At 35.2% G+C, this 19,648-nt stretch carries 12 protein-coding genes; 8 read left to right on the forward strand and 4 right to left on the reverse strand.

All coding sequences use genetic code 11. From position 1 onward, the window contains the following. The first annotated feature begins 77 nt into the window (after nucleotides 1-77). From QM491_RS00240 to QM491_RS00255, 4 genes are all read left to right on the forward strand, one after another. Entirely contained in the window at nucleotides 78-1,886 is a 1,809-nt protein-coding gene (locus tag QM491_RS00240; protein WP_283325254.1) for a tetratricopeptide repeat-containing sensor histidine kinase, read from the forward strand. A gap of 11 nt (nucleotides 1,887-1,897) precedes the next feature. Further along, entirely contained in the window at nucleotides 1,898-2,575 is a 678-nt protein-coding gene (locus QM491_RS00245; protein WP_283325255.1) for a LytR/AlgR family response regulator transcription factor, read from the forward strand. A gap of 891 nt (nucleotides 2,576-3,466) precedes the next feature. Further along, nucleotides 3,467-8,500, forward strand: coding sequence for a PAS domain S-box protein (locus QM491_RS00250; protein ID WP_283325256.1), 5,034 nt, complete (start codon nucleotides 3,467-3,469; stop codon nucleotides 8,498-8,500). A 251-nt stretch (nucleotides 8,501-8,751) separates the two neighbouring features. Beyond that, nucleotides 8,752-9,678: an alpha/beta hydrolase gene (locus tag QM491_RS00255; protein WP_283325257.1), complete on the forward strand. Its 927-nt coding sequence runs from the start codon at nucleotides 8,752-8,754 to the stop codon at nucleotides 9,676-9,678. Between the two features lie 142 nt (nucleotides 9,679-9,820). Here QM491_RS00255 and QM491_RS00260 read toward each other — a convergent pair whose 3' ends face one another. The 4 genes from QM491_RS00260 to ligA form a co-directional block, all read right to left on the reverse strand. After that, nucleotides 9,821-10,315: a hypothetical protein gene (locus QM491_RS00260; RefSeq protein ID WP_283325258.1), complete on the reverse strand. Its 495-nt coding sequence runs from the start codon at nucleotides 10,313-10,315 to the stop codon at nucleotides 9,821-9,823. Then, nucleotides 10,296-10,598 carry a Dabb family protein gene (locus QM491_RS00265; protein WP_283325259.1) on the reverse strand — a complete coding sequence of 101 codons (303 nt, stop codon included), beginning with the start codon at nucleotides 10,596-10,598 and terminating at the stop codon, nucleotides 10,296-10,298. Before QM491_RS00265 ends, QM491_RS00260 begins: the two co-directional genes overlap by 20 nt. A 168-nt stretch (nucleotides 10,599-10,766) precedes the next feature. Further along, the gene (gene dapA, locus QM491_RS00270; protein WP_283325260.1) at nucleotides 10,767-11,648 is read right to left on the reverse strand and encodes a 4-hydroxy-tetrahydrodipicolinate synthase; all 882 of its coding nucleotides are present in this window, start codon (nucleotides 11,646-11,648) and stop codon (nucleotides 10,767-10,769) included. A gap of 69 nt (nucleotides 11,649-11,717) precedes the next feature. Continuing rightward, nucleotides 11,718-13,721, reverse strand: coding sequence for an NAD-dependent DNA ligase LigA (gene ligA / locus QM491_RS00275; protein WP_283325261.1), 2,004 nt, complete (start codon nucleotides 13,719-13,721; stop codon nucleotides 11,718-11,720). A gap of 211 nt (nucleotides 13,722-13,932) precedes the next feature. Here ligA and QM491_RS00280 point away from each other — a divergent pair, with 211 nt between their 5' ends. The 4 genes from QM491_RS00280 (at nucleotide 13,933) to QM491_RS00295 (ending at nucleotide 19,634) form a co-directional block, all read left to right on the forward strand. Continuing rightward, nucleotides 13,933-14,487 carry an outer membrane beta-barrel protein gene (locus QM491_RS00280; protein ID WP_283325262.1) on the forward strand — a complete coding sequence of 185 codons (555 nt, stop codon included), beginning with the start codon at nucleotides 13,933-13,935 and terminating at the stop codon, nucleotides 14,485-14,487. A gap of 48 nt (nucleotides 14,488-14,535) precedes the next feature. Beyond that, nucleotides 14,536-15,195 carry a ribulose-phosphate 3-epimerase gene (gene rpe / locus QM491_RS00285; protein WP_166578047.1) on the forward strand — a complete coding sequence of 220 codons (660 nt, stop codon included), beginning with the start codon at nucleotides 14,536-14,538 and terminating at the stop codon, nucleotides 15,193-15,195. A gap of 473 nt (nucleotides 15,196-15,668) precedes the next feature. Next, entirely contained in the window at nucleotides 15,669-17,603 is a 1,935-nt protein-coding gene (locus QM491_RS00290) for an OmpA family protein (RefSeq protein ID WP_283325263.1), read from the forward strand. Nucleotides 17,604-17,654: 51 nt separating this feature from the next. Then, nucleotides 17,655-19,634, forward strand: a complete 1,980-nt coding sequence (locus QM491_RS00295; protein ID WP_283325264.1) for an OmpA family protein — start codon at nucleotides 17,655-17,657, stop codon at nucleotides 19,632-19,634. Nucleotides 19,635-19,648 lie beyond the last annotated feature (14 nt).

Raw genomic sequence — 19,648 nt, forward strand, 5'->3', positions numbered from 1 at the left:
GGCTACTTTTACCAGTTCTTTTATGATTCATTATTCCAACGACACGTTTATTCCTAATTTGTTTACAAAAACGAACCATGAAATTGATAATCAAATTAGCCGTTTTAATTATAATAATTTCTGCTACCGCTGGCTTTAGTCAACCACTTAGTCTGCCTACAAAAGAGGTAGATAGATTAAAACAAAATTTGAAAGAGGTTATTGAGGACACCAACAGAGTAATTAGCTTATGGCATTTGGCAAGGTATCATACCATGACAGCACCTCACCAAGCAGTAATATATGCAACTGAGTCAATCAAACTTGCCCGAAAACTCAATTATACTTATGGAGAATTAGTTTCTTTACAGGCATTGAGCTTCGTATCCACCATCACAGGCGACTGGCAAAATGGTATGCAGTCGGCTTATGAAGGCTTGCAGGTTAGTCAAGCAAAATACCCTAAGCTGGAAATCGTTTTTTATAACTTAATCGCTCTTGTTTACGAAAAACAACAAGATAGTCAACACCGATTAGAATGGTTATTGAAAGCCAAAAACCATCCCGAAATAGAATCGCTTCCCAATCACGGGAAATGGCTAATTTATCATAATCTTGGCGAAGTTTACGAAAATCTAAACGAATTTGACTCTGCCATGTATTATGCAAAAATAGTAGATACTAATTGTAGAAAATTGAATATTCCTATAGAGGTATCCTATGCCAATGCAGTAATGGGAAGGGTAGAAAAAAAACGCAAAAACTACCCACAGGCATTACATTATCTAAGAACTGCGATTAGTTTCTCAAACAAATTTGGCAATCCTTTTTTAGAATCTGAGCAGTCAGTTGATTTGGCAGAGGTTTTTCGGGCGATGAACCAACCCGACTCGGCTATTTTTTATGCGGAAAAAGCCTTAGAAGGAGGCCGACAATTCAAAAACTTAGTGCTTACCATAAGCGCAGCCAAACTTTTAGCTAAAATCTACGAACACAAAAATGCCGCCAAAGCCATTAATTATCTAAAAATCGTAAATGCCTCTAACGATAGTCTATACACCACTTCTAGAATTTTTCAGACGCAAAATATTGTCAATACCATCAAACAACGTGAACGAGAATTAGTAGAAGCTAAAAAAGAGTACAACAATTCTATCAGACAAAATACACTCATTGGGTTTCTTGTTTTTTTCGGTATTCTGACCATTATTTTGATTCGGAATAACCGTCAAAAACAAAAAAACAATGCACTTTTGAAAGATAAAAACAAAGAAATAAGCCTTCAAAAAGAGGAAATAGAGAAAACGATGAGGCAAAAACAGGTGCTCCTTTCAGAACTGCAACACCGAGTAAAAAACAACTTGCAGTATGTTATCAGCATCTTAGAAATCCAGAAAGAATCGGCCAGTAATAGCAACATTGACGACCTGATAAGAAGCAACCAAAATCGGATTCATTCGATTGCTTTACTCCATAAAAAATTGAATGTTTCTGAAAGTGTCAACGAAGTAGACTTGAAACGATATGTAACCGACCTCTCCGAACTCGTCAAGGGCTCGTACGACATCAAAGAAAAAAATGTGAGCCTGTTTATCACTTGTGAAATCGAGACGTTGTCTATAACAAAGGCACTACCATTGGGTTTGATTATTGTCGAGTTGGTTAGCAATAGTATGAAACATGCCTTCAAAAATCAAACAATAGGCATTATCAATATCGAAATCACACAAGAGAAAAACACAAAAAAGAATTGTCTGCTCTACATTGACAATGGTGTTGGTTTTGATTTTAAGAATGTACAAACCAAAGGGCTTGGGGTAGAAATCATGAATGGACTAATTGACCAACTCAACGGCACAGTGGAAACACAGCTCAAAAAAGGGTTTGAACTGAAAATGTGCTTTTAACAACCACAACAATGAATTCAAAAGTAATACTAATTGTAGAAGATGATTTTCTGAATAGAAGGCTTACTAAGAAAATTCTTCAAGAAAATAGCTACCAAGTTTTAGAAGCAAAAAATGCCGATGAAGCCTTAGCAATTCTTAATAAAGAATTGGTTGATCTTGCTATTCTTGACATCAATCTTGGTGATGGAGAAATGGATGGCATTAGTTTGGGAAATCTCATTCAAAACAAACAGAAAGTGCCGTTCATTTATCTGACTGCGTACGAAAATACCAACATCATCAGTGAAGCTGTTGCGACGTCGCCTTATTCTTACCTCACCAAACCTTTTAAAAACAGCGACTTGATAGCATCTATTGAATTGGCAATCATAAAATCTTCGAAGGAAGACAAGCCCAAACCGTCCATTTTGGTAAAAGATGGCGAATATAAAGTCGAGTTACCCTTAGAAGACATTAATTTTATCAATTCAGAAGGTAATTATTTACTATTTTATACTAATGAAAAAACGTTTAAATCTCGCGCTACTATTTCGCAAATTTTAGAACTATTACCTCCCTCAAAATTCATTCAAATTCACAGGGCATTTATAGTCAACAAGGATAAAATTGAGAAGTATAATACTAAAAATGTTGTGATAAAAAACACCAAAATACCTCTCTCTAAAAAAGACATCTTTGAAAGGTAAACCGTTAGTTTGACAACCTTGAAAATGTAAAGGAAAATGATTTCCTCCTCGCCTATTGTGTTAATATCTAGTAGATCAAGTCGCTATATTTCGTTTGTACTACATTTAAAAAAACACCAAACATTCTAACATACAGGACATTACAAGATTTACAAACGAAAATATTGAATCGAAGATTGAAAGCTTAATTATAGTCACTGTAGATATTATGACATTGCTCAAATCAAATGTTGTAGATAAATATACCTTTGTCATTAATACATAAGTTGGAAGACATTATTATCCAACAGCATACCCTTTAGAGACTCACAATCAATCTCTTACACCCAATCCACACCTAAAAATATACTATTAACTTAATCTTTCCTGATACTTAAAGGCACCAATTTGTAAATGGAAAAAGTATTCCTCTAGGAAATAAGCATAGTTAACTGGCTAATCCATACTATTCATAATCATTCTTCTTATTCTTAATGGTATCAAAATCAGGTTCATTTTACTGCTAAAATAAAAAACCGCCAATTATGTCATACATAATCACGCAAATATCTTTTAAGTCATAAAATTAACTTTTGGAGTATTTATATTGATGATTGTTTATATTCTATTTGTAGAATCAAAATTTAATCTATAAATACCAATAAATTAAGATGGTGTGTTTTGCGTTAAAAATCTTTTTTAGATTACTTATCTCATCAATTGGTTCCATTTAGCGGCGCAACTACTCCAAGTATTTACGCAAATATCACACCTAACCATTAAAATATAATCTACTATAAATCAACACCTTAACTTACCAATCTGAGTTAACAGATAAGTATTCGGCTTTCTCATCCACTTGTTGTTATTGTACAAATCGTCATTAGATATATAATAAACTACTAATAACAAATGATAAAAACTGAGTATCTCATTAATAAGCTCAAAGAATTTGGTTGTACTTATATCACTTTTAATTTTGATTGGGTTCCACTACATTATCAAAAGGAATTTGAGAAATTATGGGGGAATATAGAAAGCCTAAATGTCGCTGATTTTTTTCAACAAAATTATGATTTAACAACAGCACACTTAGACTCTCAACTTAGCAATAACCAAGGCACTATTTCAATTGTAAAATTGTATGTTCCTACAAAAATTGAGCATGAACTAAGCTTTTTTTTGACTGAAAAGGAGATTGTTCTTTTTGTTCGAGAACTTACATCTTCTTCTGATATTTTATTGGCCGAGCTTTTTGAGCTCGCTCCTGTAGCCATGATGGCGTATGATTTTGAGAATGATAAAATAGTTATTAATGAAATTTTTACTAGACAAATAGGGTATACAAACAATGATTTGCTTTCGATGGAAAGTTGGTTATCACTAGCTTTTCCTGACGAAAACTATCGAAAAAATATTTATAACAACTGGGCTGAGGGTATTGTAAAAGTTCAAACTGGAAAGGATTCATTTGTACCAGTCGATGTTAAAATCAATTGTCAAGATGGAACAACTAAGTATTTCGACATATCATTTAAACTACTTAAGCGTTTTACGATTTTGTCTTTCATTGATGTTACCGAAAGAGTAATATCTAAGATTGATTTGGAGGAAAATCAGTATGTTTTTACAAGTATTACAGAGAGGATTGGTGAAATTCTATGGATTACTGATAGCACCAACAGCAAGATGTTATTTGTAAATAAAAACTTTAGAGATATACTTTCTGTTTATGATAGAGATTTTTTGATAATTCAGGACTTCTATTCAATCATCCATCAAGAGGATTTACCTTTATTTCTAAGTGCGCAACAAAAATATCTTGAAAACACATCTAATTCTATCAATACAACGATTCGAATCCTATTACCTAATGAAAGTTGCAGATGGTTTGAAGTAATAAAATTTGCTCTTTACAATGAAAACGCCCAAGTCTATAAACATATAGGCATTGCGAAAGATGTAACGAGCAAAAAAGAAGAAGAATTAAGATATGAACGTTTAAATCAACTACAAAGTACCCTTGCCAAACTGTCCATTACATTTATAAATAAGCCTTATCAAGATTTTCAAACGGAACTTGTAAATATCCTCGAAACAGTAGGGAAGTCAACACAAACATCAAAGGCTTTTATTTATACCTACGAAGAAAACGGAAATAAGCTTGTTAAAACCCACGAATGGCTGTGTTCGGGAATACCCTTGTCAGATAAAGACCCTTTACTTGAAATTTCGATAGAGGAAGTAGAACCTGTTTTTAAAAATCTACTAGATAATGGGTTACTTTATATTAACCATATTGATGAATTGAGATCTTATCCTCGAATCTTTGATGGGTTAACCACAGAGTCTGTCGGTTCGGTGATAGTAATACCTTTTTTTGAACGAGATAAAGTTATTGGCTTACTAGGTCTAATGACAATTAATTATCAACGAATATTTGAAAAAGATGAGATTGAATTATTGAAAGTAGTAGCTGAGTTGATACAAAATGTTACACTCAGATATAAGATAGAGAACTCATTAAGAGAAAGTGAGCAAGAATTTCGTAAGATTTTTGAGAATATGTCAGAAGGTCTTGTGTATCAAGACCGAGAAGGCGCTATTATTAGAGCCAATCCTAGTGCTTCTAAAATTTTTGGAGTTGATATTTCAAAAACTAATGGTAGAGCCAAACTACTCGGTAATGCACAATTCTTTGATGGAAATAGTAATCTTATCTCGACAGATAGCCTACCCGTTTATAGAGCGCTGAAAGCTGGTAAACCGATTATTGGAGAAGTAATTGGTTTCAAAACAGAAAGCTTCGATACAATGAAATGGGTACGTGTAAATGCAATCCCTGAATTTAATGATGAGGAATCTAAGCCTTGTCGTATATTTTGTACGTTCGTTGATATCACTGAACAAAAACAAGTATTTGACTCTTTGCTAGAAAGTGAAAGTAAGTATAAACGACTCACTGAAAACATCATAGATGTAATATCAAGGCTTGAACTAATACCACAAAAACACTTTTCATATATAAGTCCCTCCTTAAAGGATGTTGTAGGATATGCCCCAGAAGAATTTTACAATGACTTTGAACTTGCACACAGAATCATCTTTGACGAAGATAAAAATTCTTTCCAAGAATTGGCAAATAGTAATAATTTCTTTGAGTCACCAGTCGTGATGCGATGGGTAAAAAAAAGCGGAGAAACTATCTGGATAGAGCAGCGTAATGTTCCTATCCTGAATGCTTCTGGAGAACTCGTTGCAATCGAAGGTATAAGTAGAGATATTACTAATACCAAAGAGACGTTTGATAATCTTAGCTATTTGAGTCAATTACAAGACATATTAATGCGCACTTTTCTAAGATATATTAATATTTCACCAAGTGAGGCCGACTCTAATATCAATACTGTTTTACAAGAAATAGGACTATTTATTAATGTTGAACACTTTTTTATAGGTAAATACGTATCAAAGCACAGTTTTGAAATAAAAAACGAGTGGATTAAGCCCAATACCCATTCAAATAAAATTATACACTTACAAGATGATTTGACCTACACCGAAATGTATAGGCACCTTCAACAAAATAGGCTATATAGCCTACATGCTAAAAATATCAATTTGAAGATTACTCCCATTTTATCTTCAAATGAATGTATAGGTTTTGTTGGAATAGAATTTAATAGTCAAATTCAGCGAGTAGATAAATATGATGAGCAAATTCTCAAAATGACGGCAGAAATGTTGACCAATATTTTTGAAAGACAAAACTTTGTGGCAGAAATAACAGAAACGCAACAACTTTTTGAGAATATAATCAATAATAATGGATCTATAATTTATGTAAAAAATCTGCAAGGAATTTATACTGTTGTCAATACAACCTGGGAGAATGTTTTAGGTATAAAAAAGGAGCTGGCCTTAGGAAAATCAGATTTTGATCTTTTCCATGAAGATTTTGCTCAAACATTTGTATCAAATGATTACCAAGCACAAAATACTGAAGCGCCTATCTTTATTGAAGAAGGGTTGTTGATAAACAATGAGTGGAAAAATTTCATCAGTGTGAAGTTTCCTGTTAGAAATGCTTCAAATCAATTGATTGGAGTTGCTGGCATGAGTACAGATATTACCAATATTCGGCTAGCAGAAAAAGCACTAAAAGAAAGTGAAGCTAATCTCATAGCCATATTGGATAGTTCTTCAGAGAGCATTTGGTCTATCAATGATAGGTTTGAGATTATATATGCCAATAAAGTTGTACGAAAAGACTACCTCGAATCATTTGGAGTTGACCTCGTAAAAGGAATCAATATTCTCGATGCTTTACCTAATGAAATCAAAAATGAGTGGCAAAGCCGATACAAACAAGTACTAGAAAACAGAGTATTGCACTTTAATGATAGATTGCCAACACTCAATAAAATTTTCTATTTGGAGGTATCTATGAACCCTATTTTACTCGACAATCAGGTTGTGGGTGTATCTGTATTTAGTAAAAATATTACAAAGGAAAAATATGCCAATAATGAAGTATTGAAGTACAGCAACATATTTGAAAATTTGTTGAATGAAATCTATATGTTCGATACCAATACCTTAAGGTTTATTGGCGCCAATAAAGCAGCACAAGATAACATCGGCTATACCGCAGAAGAATTAGCGTATTTGACTCCTATTGATATTAAACCCCTAATCAATCAAAGACAATTCCAAGAACTAATTGCTCCGTTGATAAACGGACAAAAGAAAAAGTTGATATTTGAGACTATACATCGGAGAAAAAACCAAACACAATATCCCGTCGAAGTTCACTTACAAATTATTGATATTGAACAAGAAAATTTATTTGTGGCCATCGTGGTTGATATCACCGAAAGAAGAGCCGCATCTTTAGCGCTTGTAGAAAGTGAAAGCCGGTTCAGAAGTATTTTTCAAAGTAGTGCCTCTATTATGTATATTATCAACCCTGATAATGGACAATTTGTCGATGTCAATGAAGCTTGTATTAGTTTTTATGGCTGGTCAAGAAAGGATTTCTCTAGCTTAAACATTCTGAACATAAATACCTCAGAAGAAGATGTAACGAAGAAATTTGAGTTAATTAGCAAAAACTCACGTCAAGTATTTGAGACAAAACACCGAAATAAAGCTGGAGTAGTTTTCGATATGGAGGTGTATAGTTGCATGATAGAGGTGGGAAGTCAGAATCTAATTTTTGAAATTGCTCATGATGTTACCGACAGAAATAGATACTTTAAAGCTGTTGAAGTACAGAATAAAACCCTAAAAGATATTGCTTGGATGCAGTCTCATGTAGTAAGAGCACCACTTTCGAGATTGATGGGGCTAGTATTATTATTAAAAGAAGGAATAGAGGATGTTGAAATGCAAAGCCAATGTCTAGAGCATATTATTGCATCAGCTTTTGAAATTGATCAAATTATTAAAGAAATCACTAATAAAACATATTCTGTAAAAAAATTAGAAATGAATGTAAATCAATCAATTACTACTAAAAACAGAACAATACACGTTTCAATTGTTGATGACGATAGCGCTATTCAACTACTCCATAAGCTACTCATAGAGAAAGCTGGATTGGGTTATAGTCCAAATCAATTTTTGAATGGTTTAGGTATACTCGATTACATTACCTCACATGATACTCCAATGGATGTCCACATCATATTTTTGGATATAAATATGCCAGAAATGAATGGCTGGGATTTTTTGGAAAGCCTCAATAAAAGGTACTTTTCTTCTACAATAAAAGTCATCATGGTTTCATCATCGATAGATACCAATGATTATACTAGAGCTTGGACTTACCCTTCTGTCATTGAGTTTTTTTCCAAACCACTTGACTTACCGAAGCTTAATAACTTAAAGAGTCATGATAAGTTAAAGGATTGCTATTCTGTTGAAAAACAGCCTAACGCCTAACTTAAACAATTAATTATCAACAACATACACATAAATTAGGTTAAAATAAATATTTTAGATTCATAACCCACAAAGAAGCATTTGTACTTTTGTGCCTGTCTTATTTTAGGTGAATATAAACAGACGTATTGATTTATATATTACTTTAGTTCTTTCAGATACATCAAATGATGTTGATTGAATATCTATTTTGTATAAAAAATCAGTTTATCTAGTAAATTATCTCTGGGAACAAAGCCCCTAAACATTTTATGAAAAACTTAAAACGTATTCTTTTAGCATTGCTTTTATTTTGTGGCAGCCAAGGTTTTGCTCAAAAACACCAAACTTTAACCTATTTCAAAAATGATACTTTAAGTTTGGACTTAGATTTATTTTTACCAGAAAATAGTGCATCTTCCGATAATCTTCCATTAGTAATATTCGTACATGGCGGAGGTTTTTCTGGTGGCTCGCGTGATGGCGGACATTCTTTTTGCAAATTCATGGCTCAAAATGGTTATGCTGCGGCAACTATCAGCTATACCTTATATATGAAAAACAAAAAGTTTAGTTGTGATGGCATTTTACCAGAAAAAATAAAGGCGTTTAATTTTGGCGTGAATGACTTATGGCTTTCGACTTTATTTTTTATTGATAATGCTAGCACCTATCATATCGATCCAGCAAAAATCTTTATTGCAGGCTCAAGCGCTGGTGGTGAAACTATATTACATGCGGCTTTCTGGAACCAAAAACTGATGGCAATGTATGGCAAAACCCTTCCTGAAGGATTCAAATATGCTGGGTTAATTTCGGGTGCTGGGGCTATTATGGATTTGAATTTAATTACCCGCGAAAATAAACTACCTATATTTTTCTTTCATGGAAATGGCGATGTTACTGTTCCGTATGGCACCGCTGCTCACCATTATTGTCCAGTAAATTCATCGGGATGGTTGATGTTGTTTGGGTCTTATTCCATTTTCAATCATTTGAAAAGTATGAAAGGAATGACGCATTTGTACACGTATTGTGGAGGTGGTCATGAATACAGTGCTGAACTTTTCAATCAAAATCAAGCCTATATTTTAACCTTTATGAATGATGTATTGAAAGGAAAGGTTTATCAAAAACATACAGTTTTTGAAACTGGCAAAAAGAATCATTTATCAGCAGCCTATAATTTTTGTAAATAAGATAGGGTAGTTATGTTGAGCTGATTATGATGAGTTATCTCTAATTGAGCGATTTAGTGGTTGAGTGAATGAGTGATTTTTTAAAATTCATATTAAAAATAATCACTCATTCACTCAACCACCATTCACTCAATAAACACTGTTAGTAATTCTTAGCAGGCTTTACTTGTGGCTTTATGACATATCTAAAAGCTTTTCCAGTCAAAATATAGCCTGAAGTTGAAGCTGTTGAGAATACTTTATAATTCACATTCATTAAGCCACTTGCACCTAAATCCTGTGCTTTTTCAACCATTTGTTTCAACAAGTCTCTTTTTTGTTGCTCATCATTTCCTCTTTTCAACATACGACCTTTATATTCTTGGTCAGTTGTAAGTGGATATTCACCCTCAATTTTTAGGTTTTCTATCTCCTCAAAAGCATTTGCAGGTTTGTCTGTTCCTTGCAAAATTTCGATAGGATATTTTTCATCAATACCAAAATTTAAGCCAACACCAGAGTCATAACCTCCTCTTTCGTAATTCGGGCGATAGTAAGAACTCGTTGAGGGTGGTTTGTTACAAGACAAAACTAACCCGATAAATAATATCGAAGCCAGCCCTTTTCCTATTGGATTATTAAATACTTTCTGCATCATAAATTAGTACTCTATCCCAGAGATGTTTACATTCTTCCACAAATTTAAGGTGGATTGGGTCAACTTGGTATTTATCGTGTCCTTCTATGTTGTTAAAAACTGTTAAAAGGTTATAATCATAGCTTTTATCAATCACAGGGCGGTCGGTATCGGCAGGAGTACCAACATTGAATGTTACCACACCTTTGATTGTTCCAAGTGAACTTACCCCTTCCACAAATTTCTGACGGTCTTCTACCGACAAATCTGGCTTCAACCAGAAGTTTACAATATGAACGAACATAGTTAAATTTTATTTACAGGTAACAAAATGTTATTACATTATAAAGCTTTAGGCTGTAAGCCGTATGCGTTAAATAAAAAAGCATTTGGTAAAATCACGCACAATTCACTAACTCACCATTCAAAAAATGCAAATCGCCCCAAGCAAAAGCCTGAGGCGACAAAAATACTATAAGTTATCGTTGGCCAAAACCACTTTCATTCTTTCGCCTAATTCTTCCGAAGCTTTCACTAATGGCAAACGAACATGAGATTCAGCAAGACCTTTAATTTCAAGAATCTTCTTCACTCCCACTGGGTTTCCTTCCTCATACAACAATGGGTCAATCGCTAAGAAATCACCCAATACATCACGAGCACCTTTAAAATCACCATCCAATGCTGCGTGAATCATGTTAGTAAATTTGGTAGGAATAGCATTTGCAATCACAGACATAACCCCTACACCACCACAAGCAATAATTGGAACAGCCTGCACGTCATCGCCCGAAATCAATAAGAAGTCTTCTGGCTTTCCTTTATAGATTTCCATACATTGTTCGATAATACAAGATGCTTCTTTGATACCGATAATGTTGGGATGCTGAGCCAATGTCAACGTTGTTGATGCAGCCATGTTAATACCTGTACGACCAGGGATATTATACATAATCATAGGTACTGGCGAAGCATCAGCAATGGCAGTATAGTGTGCAATCACACCACGAGCCCCAGGTTTGTTATAATATGGACATACTGACAAGATAGCGTCTACACCTGTCAAATCTACTTCCTTCAAATATTTGACCACTTCTGGCGTGTTGTTTCCACCTACACCGTACACGATTGGAAGGTTCTTGTAGTTGTGTTCCTTGACAAATTCCAAAACACGTTTCTTTTCGTCTTTAGAAGTTGTTGCTGACTCACCTGTTGTTCCCTGAACAACCAAATAATCTACACCTCCGTCGCTTACGTGTTGGATTAATGATTTTAATCCATCGTAGTTAATACTCCCATCCTCATGCATCGGCGTTACTAATGCGGGAGCTACACCATGAAATTTTGGTCTCATTATAATTGATTTGAGTTTGGTAGAGTATTGTTTTCAATACCCCAGAAATTTTAATAAAATTCTCGTTTTTTAGGCTTCAAGCATTCCTAAGAAATCCTCCTCAGAAATAATTGTCACACCCATTTTTTGTGCTTTTTCAATTTTTGAAGGCCCTGCTTCGGCGCCTGCTAGCAAGAAATCAAGCTTTTTAGATACACCACTGAGGACTTTTCCTCCGTTGGCTTCTATTTTCACTTTGAGCTCGTCTCTTCCAAAATTTTGAAAAACACCCGAAATTACAAAAGATTTTCCTTCCAAAGCGTTTCCTTCGACAACAATTTCAGCAGGAATGTGCTCAAACTGTAATCCTGCTTGTTGTAAACGGGCAATAAACTGTCGATTGTCAGCATCGGCAAAGTAAGCAATAATGCTTTGAGCAATTCTATCCCCAATTTCTGGTACTTCAATCAACTGCTCATAGGTAGCTTCAGAAAGCGCCTCAATAGTCAAGAAATGGGCGGTAAGTTTTTCAGCTACTGTTGCCCCAACAAATCGAATTCCTATGGCAAACAACACTTGTTTGAAAGGTATCTCTTTTGATTTTTCAATTCCTGAAAGAATGTTTTTGATAGATTTATCTTTAAACCCTTCCATTCCTTGAATATCTTCATATTTCAAATCATACAAATCGGCAGGACTTTTCAGTAAACCTTTTGTATAAAATGTATCTATTGTTTCAGCACCAATATTTTCGATATTCATGGCTTTACGCTGAATATAGTGCTCAATTTTACCCTTGATTTGCGGAGGACAGCCTTTTTCATTAGGGCAATAATGGTTGGCTTCTCCTTCTTTACGAATTAATTCGGTGTTACATTCTGGACAGAGGTGAGGAAACTGCACAGCTTCAAGTGCTTCAGTTCTTTTGCTCATGTCCACTGCCGTAATTTTCGGAATAATCTCCCCTCCTTTTTCTACAAAAACAGTATCACCGATATGCAAATCCAAACGCTCTATCTCATTGGCATTATGAACACTGGCACGTTTCACCACTGTACCTGCCAACAAAACGGGTTTTAAGTTGGCAACTGGGGTAATATTTCCTGTGCGACCCACTTGATAGCTTACCGACTCTAGGGTAGTAGTAGCAGATTCTGCCTTATATTTGTAGGCAATTGCCCATCTTGGCGATTTTGCTGTAAAGCCTAGCTCTTCTCGTTGACCAAAAGAGTTGATTTTAATAACAATTCCATCTGTATTTAAAGGCAACTCATGACGTTTTTCTTCCCATTTTTCAATAAAACCTAAAACTCCTTGAATAGTATCATGCTTTTCCCACGTATCAGAAACATTGAATCCAACTGATTTTAACCAGTGTAAACTTTCTTCGTGAGTTTCAAAAACAGTCTCTTCTGACAAAAATTGATATACATAAAAATCCAGTTTTCTTTTGGCAACCACTGAAGAGTCTTGCATCTTGAAAGTTCCAGAGGCTGCATTTCGTGGATTGGCTAAAAGTGCTTCGCCAATATCTTCTCTCTCTTTATTAATAGCCTCAAAAGATGCCAATGGCAAGAATCCCTCTCCACGAACTTCAAACTGGGCAGGAAAACCATTTGCCATTACTTTCAAAGGTAATGTTCTAATCGTTTTTACATTGGCAGTGATATCATCGCCACGAACGCCATCACCACGGGTTACACCACGCGTAATGACTCCGTTTTCGTACCAAACCGATAGCGCAACACCATCAAACTTTAGTTCACAGATATACTCATAAGATTGTCCCTCTAGTCCTTTTTGTACTCTTTCGTCAAAATCCAGTAACTCCTGTTCGTTGTAGGTATTCCCCAAAGAAAGCATCGGAAAACGATGCGTTACAGATTCGAATTCCTTCGAAATAGTCCCTCCTACTCTGTGAGTAGGTGAGTCCTCCCGAACTAGGTCGGGATACTGCTCTTCCAAAGCACGTAATTGTGAAAGTAATTGGTCAAAGTCAAAGTCAGAAATTTCCGTTTCGGACTTCATGTAATACAAATGATTGTGATAATTTATTTTATCAGTAAGGAAATTAATCTGTTCTTGCGGACTCATTTTCGTATATTTCTAATAAAATCTATTTTTGGAGATAGATTCATGTTTTCGGTCTAATTTTTGACCAAGATAATTCAAAAATCAGATTTTTGCTTCAAATAATTTAAGCAAAAATCCTTATATCTTAAAGAAGTCCTGATTACAAGACTTTTGGTGTAGTACTTTTGTTCGAACCTTTAATGTTTAGTGCCAAGTAGAAAATAAATTCCTTATGAAAAAGCTTATACTAATCTGGTGCCTCCTCGGAGTTTGTTGGACAGCTTTTACCCAAGATAGTGTCAATTTTGGTGTCAAAGCTGGAGGCAATGCCGCCTCACACGCTGGCACAGGCTTAGTCAATGACCCCAACAATAACATCTATTCTTTTCACCTTGGTGTTTTTGGTCAGTTGCCACTCACAAGTGATGTGTTATTAAGTCCCGAAATTTTATATACCAATAAAGGCTTCAAAAGAAGAGGCATTATTTTTCAATCACCTTATATCGACTTTTCGCTTCTGTCCAAAATTAATCTTGGTGACTCACAGGCCTATTGTGTCATTGGACCGTATGTAAGTTATCAATTAGAGAAAGAATTTTTATATACAACCTCTCAAAAGACCTATGATTTCGGAGGAAACCTAGGGATTGGTTTTAGGATTCAGAAGCATTTAAGGATAGAAGCAATCTTTCAAACCTCAGCCAATGTCTGGACAGCTCCACGACCTATGGGAGAAGGTTATCGCCTTACGCAAGTCACTCTGTCTGCACTTTATCTTATCCGATAATACCTATTTTTTCTTTTTTCCTGCACAAGATTCCTTTAATTTTGTAACATGAAAAATATCATTATTGCTCCGTCGGTATTAGCGGCGGATTTTGCGAATCTTCAGCGAGATGTAGAAATGGTAAACAACTCGCAAGCAGACTGGTTTCATATCGACGTTATGGATGGTGCATTTGTACCAAACATTTCATTTGGTATGCCTGTAATCGAGGCAATTAATCGTCATGCAAAAAAACCTTTGGACGTGCACTTGATGATTGAAAAACCAGATAGATATTTGGAGGAATTCAAGAGAATTGGTGCTACAAACATTACGGTACATTATGAAGCATGTACACATATCCACCGTACCTTGCAACAAATCAAATCATTGGGCTGTGTCGCTGGTGTGGTATTAAACCCTGGCACTTCGCTTTCGGTATTAGACGAAATTCTTCCAGATTGTGACATGGTTTTATTGATGTCGGTAAATCCTGGCTTTGGTGGTCAGAAATTTATCGAATCTACTTATGATAAAGTACGCCGCCTTCGTCAAATGATTGACTCAAGAGGGTTAAATACTATCATTGAAATTGACGGTGGTGTAAACCAAGAAACAGGCACTAAATTAATAGAGGCAGGTGCTGATGCATTAGTAGCGGGTAGTTTTGTGTTTAATGCCCCAGATCCACAAGCAACAATTGCTAATTTAAAAAATATTCAGATTTAGTATATTAGCAGTAGGTGTTATGCTTTATGCCGTAAACTTAAAGCATAACGCCTATGTCTAAGTATTAATCTTAATGTTAAATTCTCGTCAAAGCTTAAGTCGAGTATATTTCTCTAAAAATAATCATGCCTTTGTAACATCATTGCTCAATAAAAACTTTCTTCCCATTTATATCTTCTTTAACGCTTCTATTTTCAGAAAATCGATTTTCATTTTATCCTTTCATATTCCATTAAAAATAGTTAAATCCCTCGCAGAATTCTCTCATTTTAGCACAAAAAAAGTTTTTTTACATTAACTTTACTTTCGAGATGTACAAGATTGGCATAGTTTTTAGCGTTACGCCAAAGTCATTAAATATCGAAGCCTCTTTGTCTTCATGATTGTCTATGAATAGAGTCTGTTTACTTATACTATTTGCTTTTATAAATCTTCCTATTTTTGCACAAAAAACATTTTGGGCTAGTAAAGTAGTGGCATTCTCAAGTGAGTATGTCGATAAGGAAACTACCAAAGAAAACCGTGCAATACAAGCTTTAGGAAAACCAAACAAACTTCCTCAGGTAGGTTATTCGGTTTGTGCGTGGCAACCCATGACCCAAAATAATTCTATCAATGAAGAGTTCATTATTGTTAGTTTTGACACTATCATGTCGGTTCGTCAAATTGCCATTGCCGAAAACTTTGGGCAAGGAGCAATCTCCCATGTTGATATTTTTGATGAAAATAATAACATTCATCCTATTTGGATTAACAATACGCCTCCCACAAACGAACTTGGCAAAATGCTGAATCTAATACTCAATCAGTTGACAACGTTCAAAGTTCGCTCAGTTAGGGTCAGTCTCAACACCTCCAAAGTAAAAGGATGGAATCAGATAGACGCTATCGCTATTTCGCAGTCTGACCAGCCAATTAAGACTTCCATTAATTTGGCTAATAATATGCCGAGCCAAATAGTAAAAGAAAATTTAGGGAAAAATATTAACTCAGAATTTCGTGAGCTAGCGCCTGTTATTGCTCCTGACGGCAAAACACTTTATTATACCCGTTGGAAACATCCTGCCAATGTTGGTTTTGCCAAAAAGCAAGACATTTGGTTTTCAGAGTTACAAGCTGATAAAACTTGGGGGCCAGCAAAGCCTTTTTCAGAACCCATCAACAATTCTGAACATAATGCAATTTGTGCTATTTACCCTGACGGTAAAACCCTGTTACTCAATAATGTGTATTCGCCCAATGGCGAAATGAGTAAGGGTATTTCAATCTCTCGTAAAACAGCATCAGGCTGGGGGTTTCCTGAGCAAGTAGCTATAGTTGACTTTAAGAACAAATCTGAGTATGCCGAATATTCAATAGCACCCAACGGTCGTATTCTCCTTATTTCTGCTCAATTAGATGAAACAGAAGGTGGTAAAGATTTATATGTGAGCTTTTTGCAAGAAAATAATTCATGGTCTAAACCTGTCAATTTAGGAAAAAGCGTTAATACAGCAGAGGATGAAGGTATGCCTTTTATTGCAGCAGATTCTAAAACCTTATATTTTTCAACAAAAGGTTTTCCGGGCTATGGTAACAACGACCTCTTTGTTACACGAAGACTAGATGAATCTTGGACCAAATGGTCTGAACCCCAAAACCTTGGCCCAATGATTAATACCCCTGAATGGGATGGCTATTTTACAATTTCGGCTGTAGGTGATTATGGGTATTTTTCTTCTCAAGAAAAATCATTCGGAGAGGAAGATATATTCAAATTAAAAATTCCCGAAGCTATCAAACCAGAAGTTGTTGTACAAGTATCAGGGGGCGTATATAATTCGTCTGACAAAAAGCCTGTTGGTGCCAAAGTAAAAGTACAATCAACCTCAGACGCCGACACTGTTTGTGTAACCTTTGACCCTACTACAGGCGATTATAAGTTTATGTTACCTGTCAAAAAGAAATATACCATTTCGGCTTCTCAAAAAGGATATTTATCGTCTTCAGAAATACTTGACTTTGAGAACGAAAAAGATTTCCATGAAGTCAAAAAGAATTTATTCTTGTATCCTATTGCTGCTGGGCAAAAAATCACACTAAACAGTGTATTTTTTGAACAAAGTAAATACGAATTGCTACCCGCCTCTTTCCAAGAACTAAACCATATTGTAGCTACAATGATAGAAAACCCCAATATGGAGATTATGCTTGAAGGACACACTGATAACCAAGGAGATTGGAACGAAAACTTAAAGCTTTCGAAGCAACGAGTTTCAGAAGTAAAAAACTACCTTGTCAAAAATGGAATTGAGGAAAAACGTATCCAAGTACAAGGATATGGATCAACCAGACCTGTAGCAAGTAATAATTCTGAAGAAAAACGTAGGCTTAACAGAAGAGTAGAGTTTACCATTGTCAAAATTTAGACTTCTTTCTGGTACTATTTTTGTAAAAGAGTGTTTAACTAATTTAATATTATGGTTAATACATTCTTTTTTCGTTTTGCTCTAGTAGTTACACTGTTAATATTTACCCAAGAAGCATTCTCACAAGCTATTAAATGGGCTAATACCGTTATTGAGTATTCGTCAGAATTTGTTTTACCGCTACGTGCCAAAACAGCTAATACCAACTTAAAATTTTCTCCAATTACGTCTGAGTTTGAATCTCTGACTATGAAATTTGATACTACTTTTAGTATCAGACAAGTCATGGTTTCAGAATTGATGCCTCAAGGTTCGATTGCACAAGTATGGGCCATTGATGCACTTGCGAAAGAACATCTACTTTTCGAAATATCAGAAGATGCTTCGCTAATTCCAGGAAAAGATAAATTATTTAATGTCGTTTTACCCAAAATGACAGAATATAAGGTTCAAGCCATACGACTTGTACTACGGAAAAGCGCTTTAAAAACCTCTAAGCAAATTGAAGCCATAGGTATTTCAAACAGCGCTCAAGTAGTTAATCAGTTTGTAAAGGTAGCTTCGGATGCTCCTCAAAGAGTAATTCGTGAAAATTTGGGAAAAACCGTCAACTCCAAAAATCCAGAGTTTGCTCCCGTCATTTCTAGTGATGGCAAAACACTTTACTATACTCGCAATTATATTAGCTTGTTTGGAAAAGAAAAGGATCAGGATATATGGTATAGTACCAAAAATAACGATGGAACATGGTCGAAGGCACAAAACCTTGGAATTCCATTAAATACCGATGACAACAATGCTGTATTTGCCGTTTCTTCAGATGGCAGAGAAGTATTGCTCATGAACAAATATCAAAAAGATGGCAAATTAGCACCGGGAATCTCTCGCTCTAAGCGTACACCAAATGGTTGGTCATTTCCAGAAGAAGTCAAAATAGATAATTTTTATAATTACAGCCCTAATGCAGAATTTGCGGTTTCACCTGACGGACGTGTAATGGTGATGTCGGTTCAGCGCATGACGACCAAAGGAAAAAGGGATTTGTATGTCTCTTTCAAGAAAAATAACGACGAATGGACAGAACCACGTCAGATGGGAAACATACTCAATTCAATTGAACATGATGTAACTCCATTTATCGCTGCCGATGGTAAAACCCTATATTTTTCGAGTAGAGGTTTTTCTGGATTTGGAGATAACGATATTTTTAAATCCACCCGCTTAGACGAAACATGGTTAAATTGGTCTGAACCTCAGAATCTGGGCGAAGGTATCAATACACCCAACTGGGATGGTTTTTTTACTATACCTGCCTCTGGCGAATATGCCTATATGTGTACTTATGAGGGCAATGCACAAAAAGAAGATATTTTTAGACTGCTTTTACCCGAAGACAAACAGCCCGACCCAGTTTGGGTACTTATGGGAGAAATTCTCTCTACTACTGACCAAAAAGCTGTAGAGTGCGATGTAGAGTGGTACACTAATAAAAACTATAAGAAAAAAAATGTTACACATTTCAATCCAAGCCTTGGCCTATTCAAAATTATATTGCCTTTACATCAGCAATATGAGATTGTTCCTGTCAAAAAAGGGTATTTGACAATTACAGATTATTTTGATTTGACAAATGAAAATGAGTTCAAAGAAATCAAGAAAAACTTTTTCCTTCTTCCTTTAGAAGTAGGTAACAAAGGTGTGCTCAACAGTTTGACTTTCAATCAAGGAAAAGCCGATTTACATGAAGCAGCTTTACGAGATTTGGATAGAATTGCACAAGCCATGAAGGAAATTCCTACATTGGAGATACTCTTTGAAGGGCATACCGATAATCAAGGAGATTTTCAATTAAATCTTCAACTATCAGAAGATAGAGTAAGAAATGCAAAGAAATATCTCATCAGTCAGGGTATTCAGGCAGAAAGGATTCAAACAAAGGGCTGGGGTCAAACCAGAGCTATTGCAAGTAACGCAACAGAAGAGAGAAGGAAATTGAATCGACGAGTAGAGTTTACGATTATCAAAAAATAAAATAATGTATGAGT

Origin of the sequence: Flectobacillus longus (assembly GCF_030056705.1) — a bacterium.
Classification (GTDB): Bacteria; Bacteroidota; Bacteroidia; order Cytophagales; family Spirosomataceae; genus Flectobacillus; species Flectobacillus longus.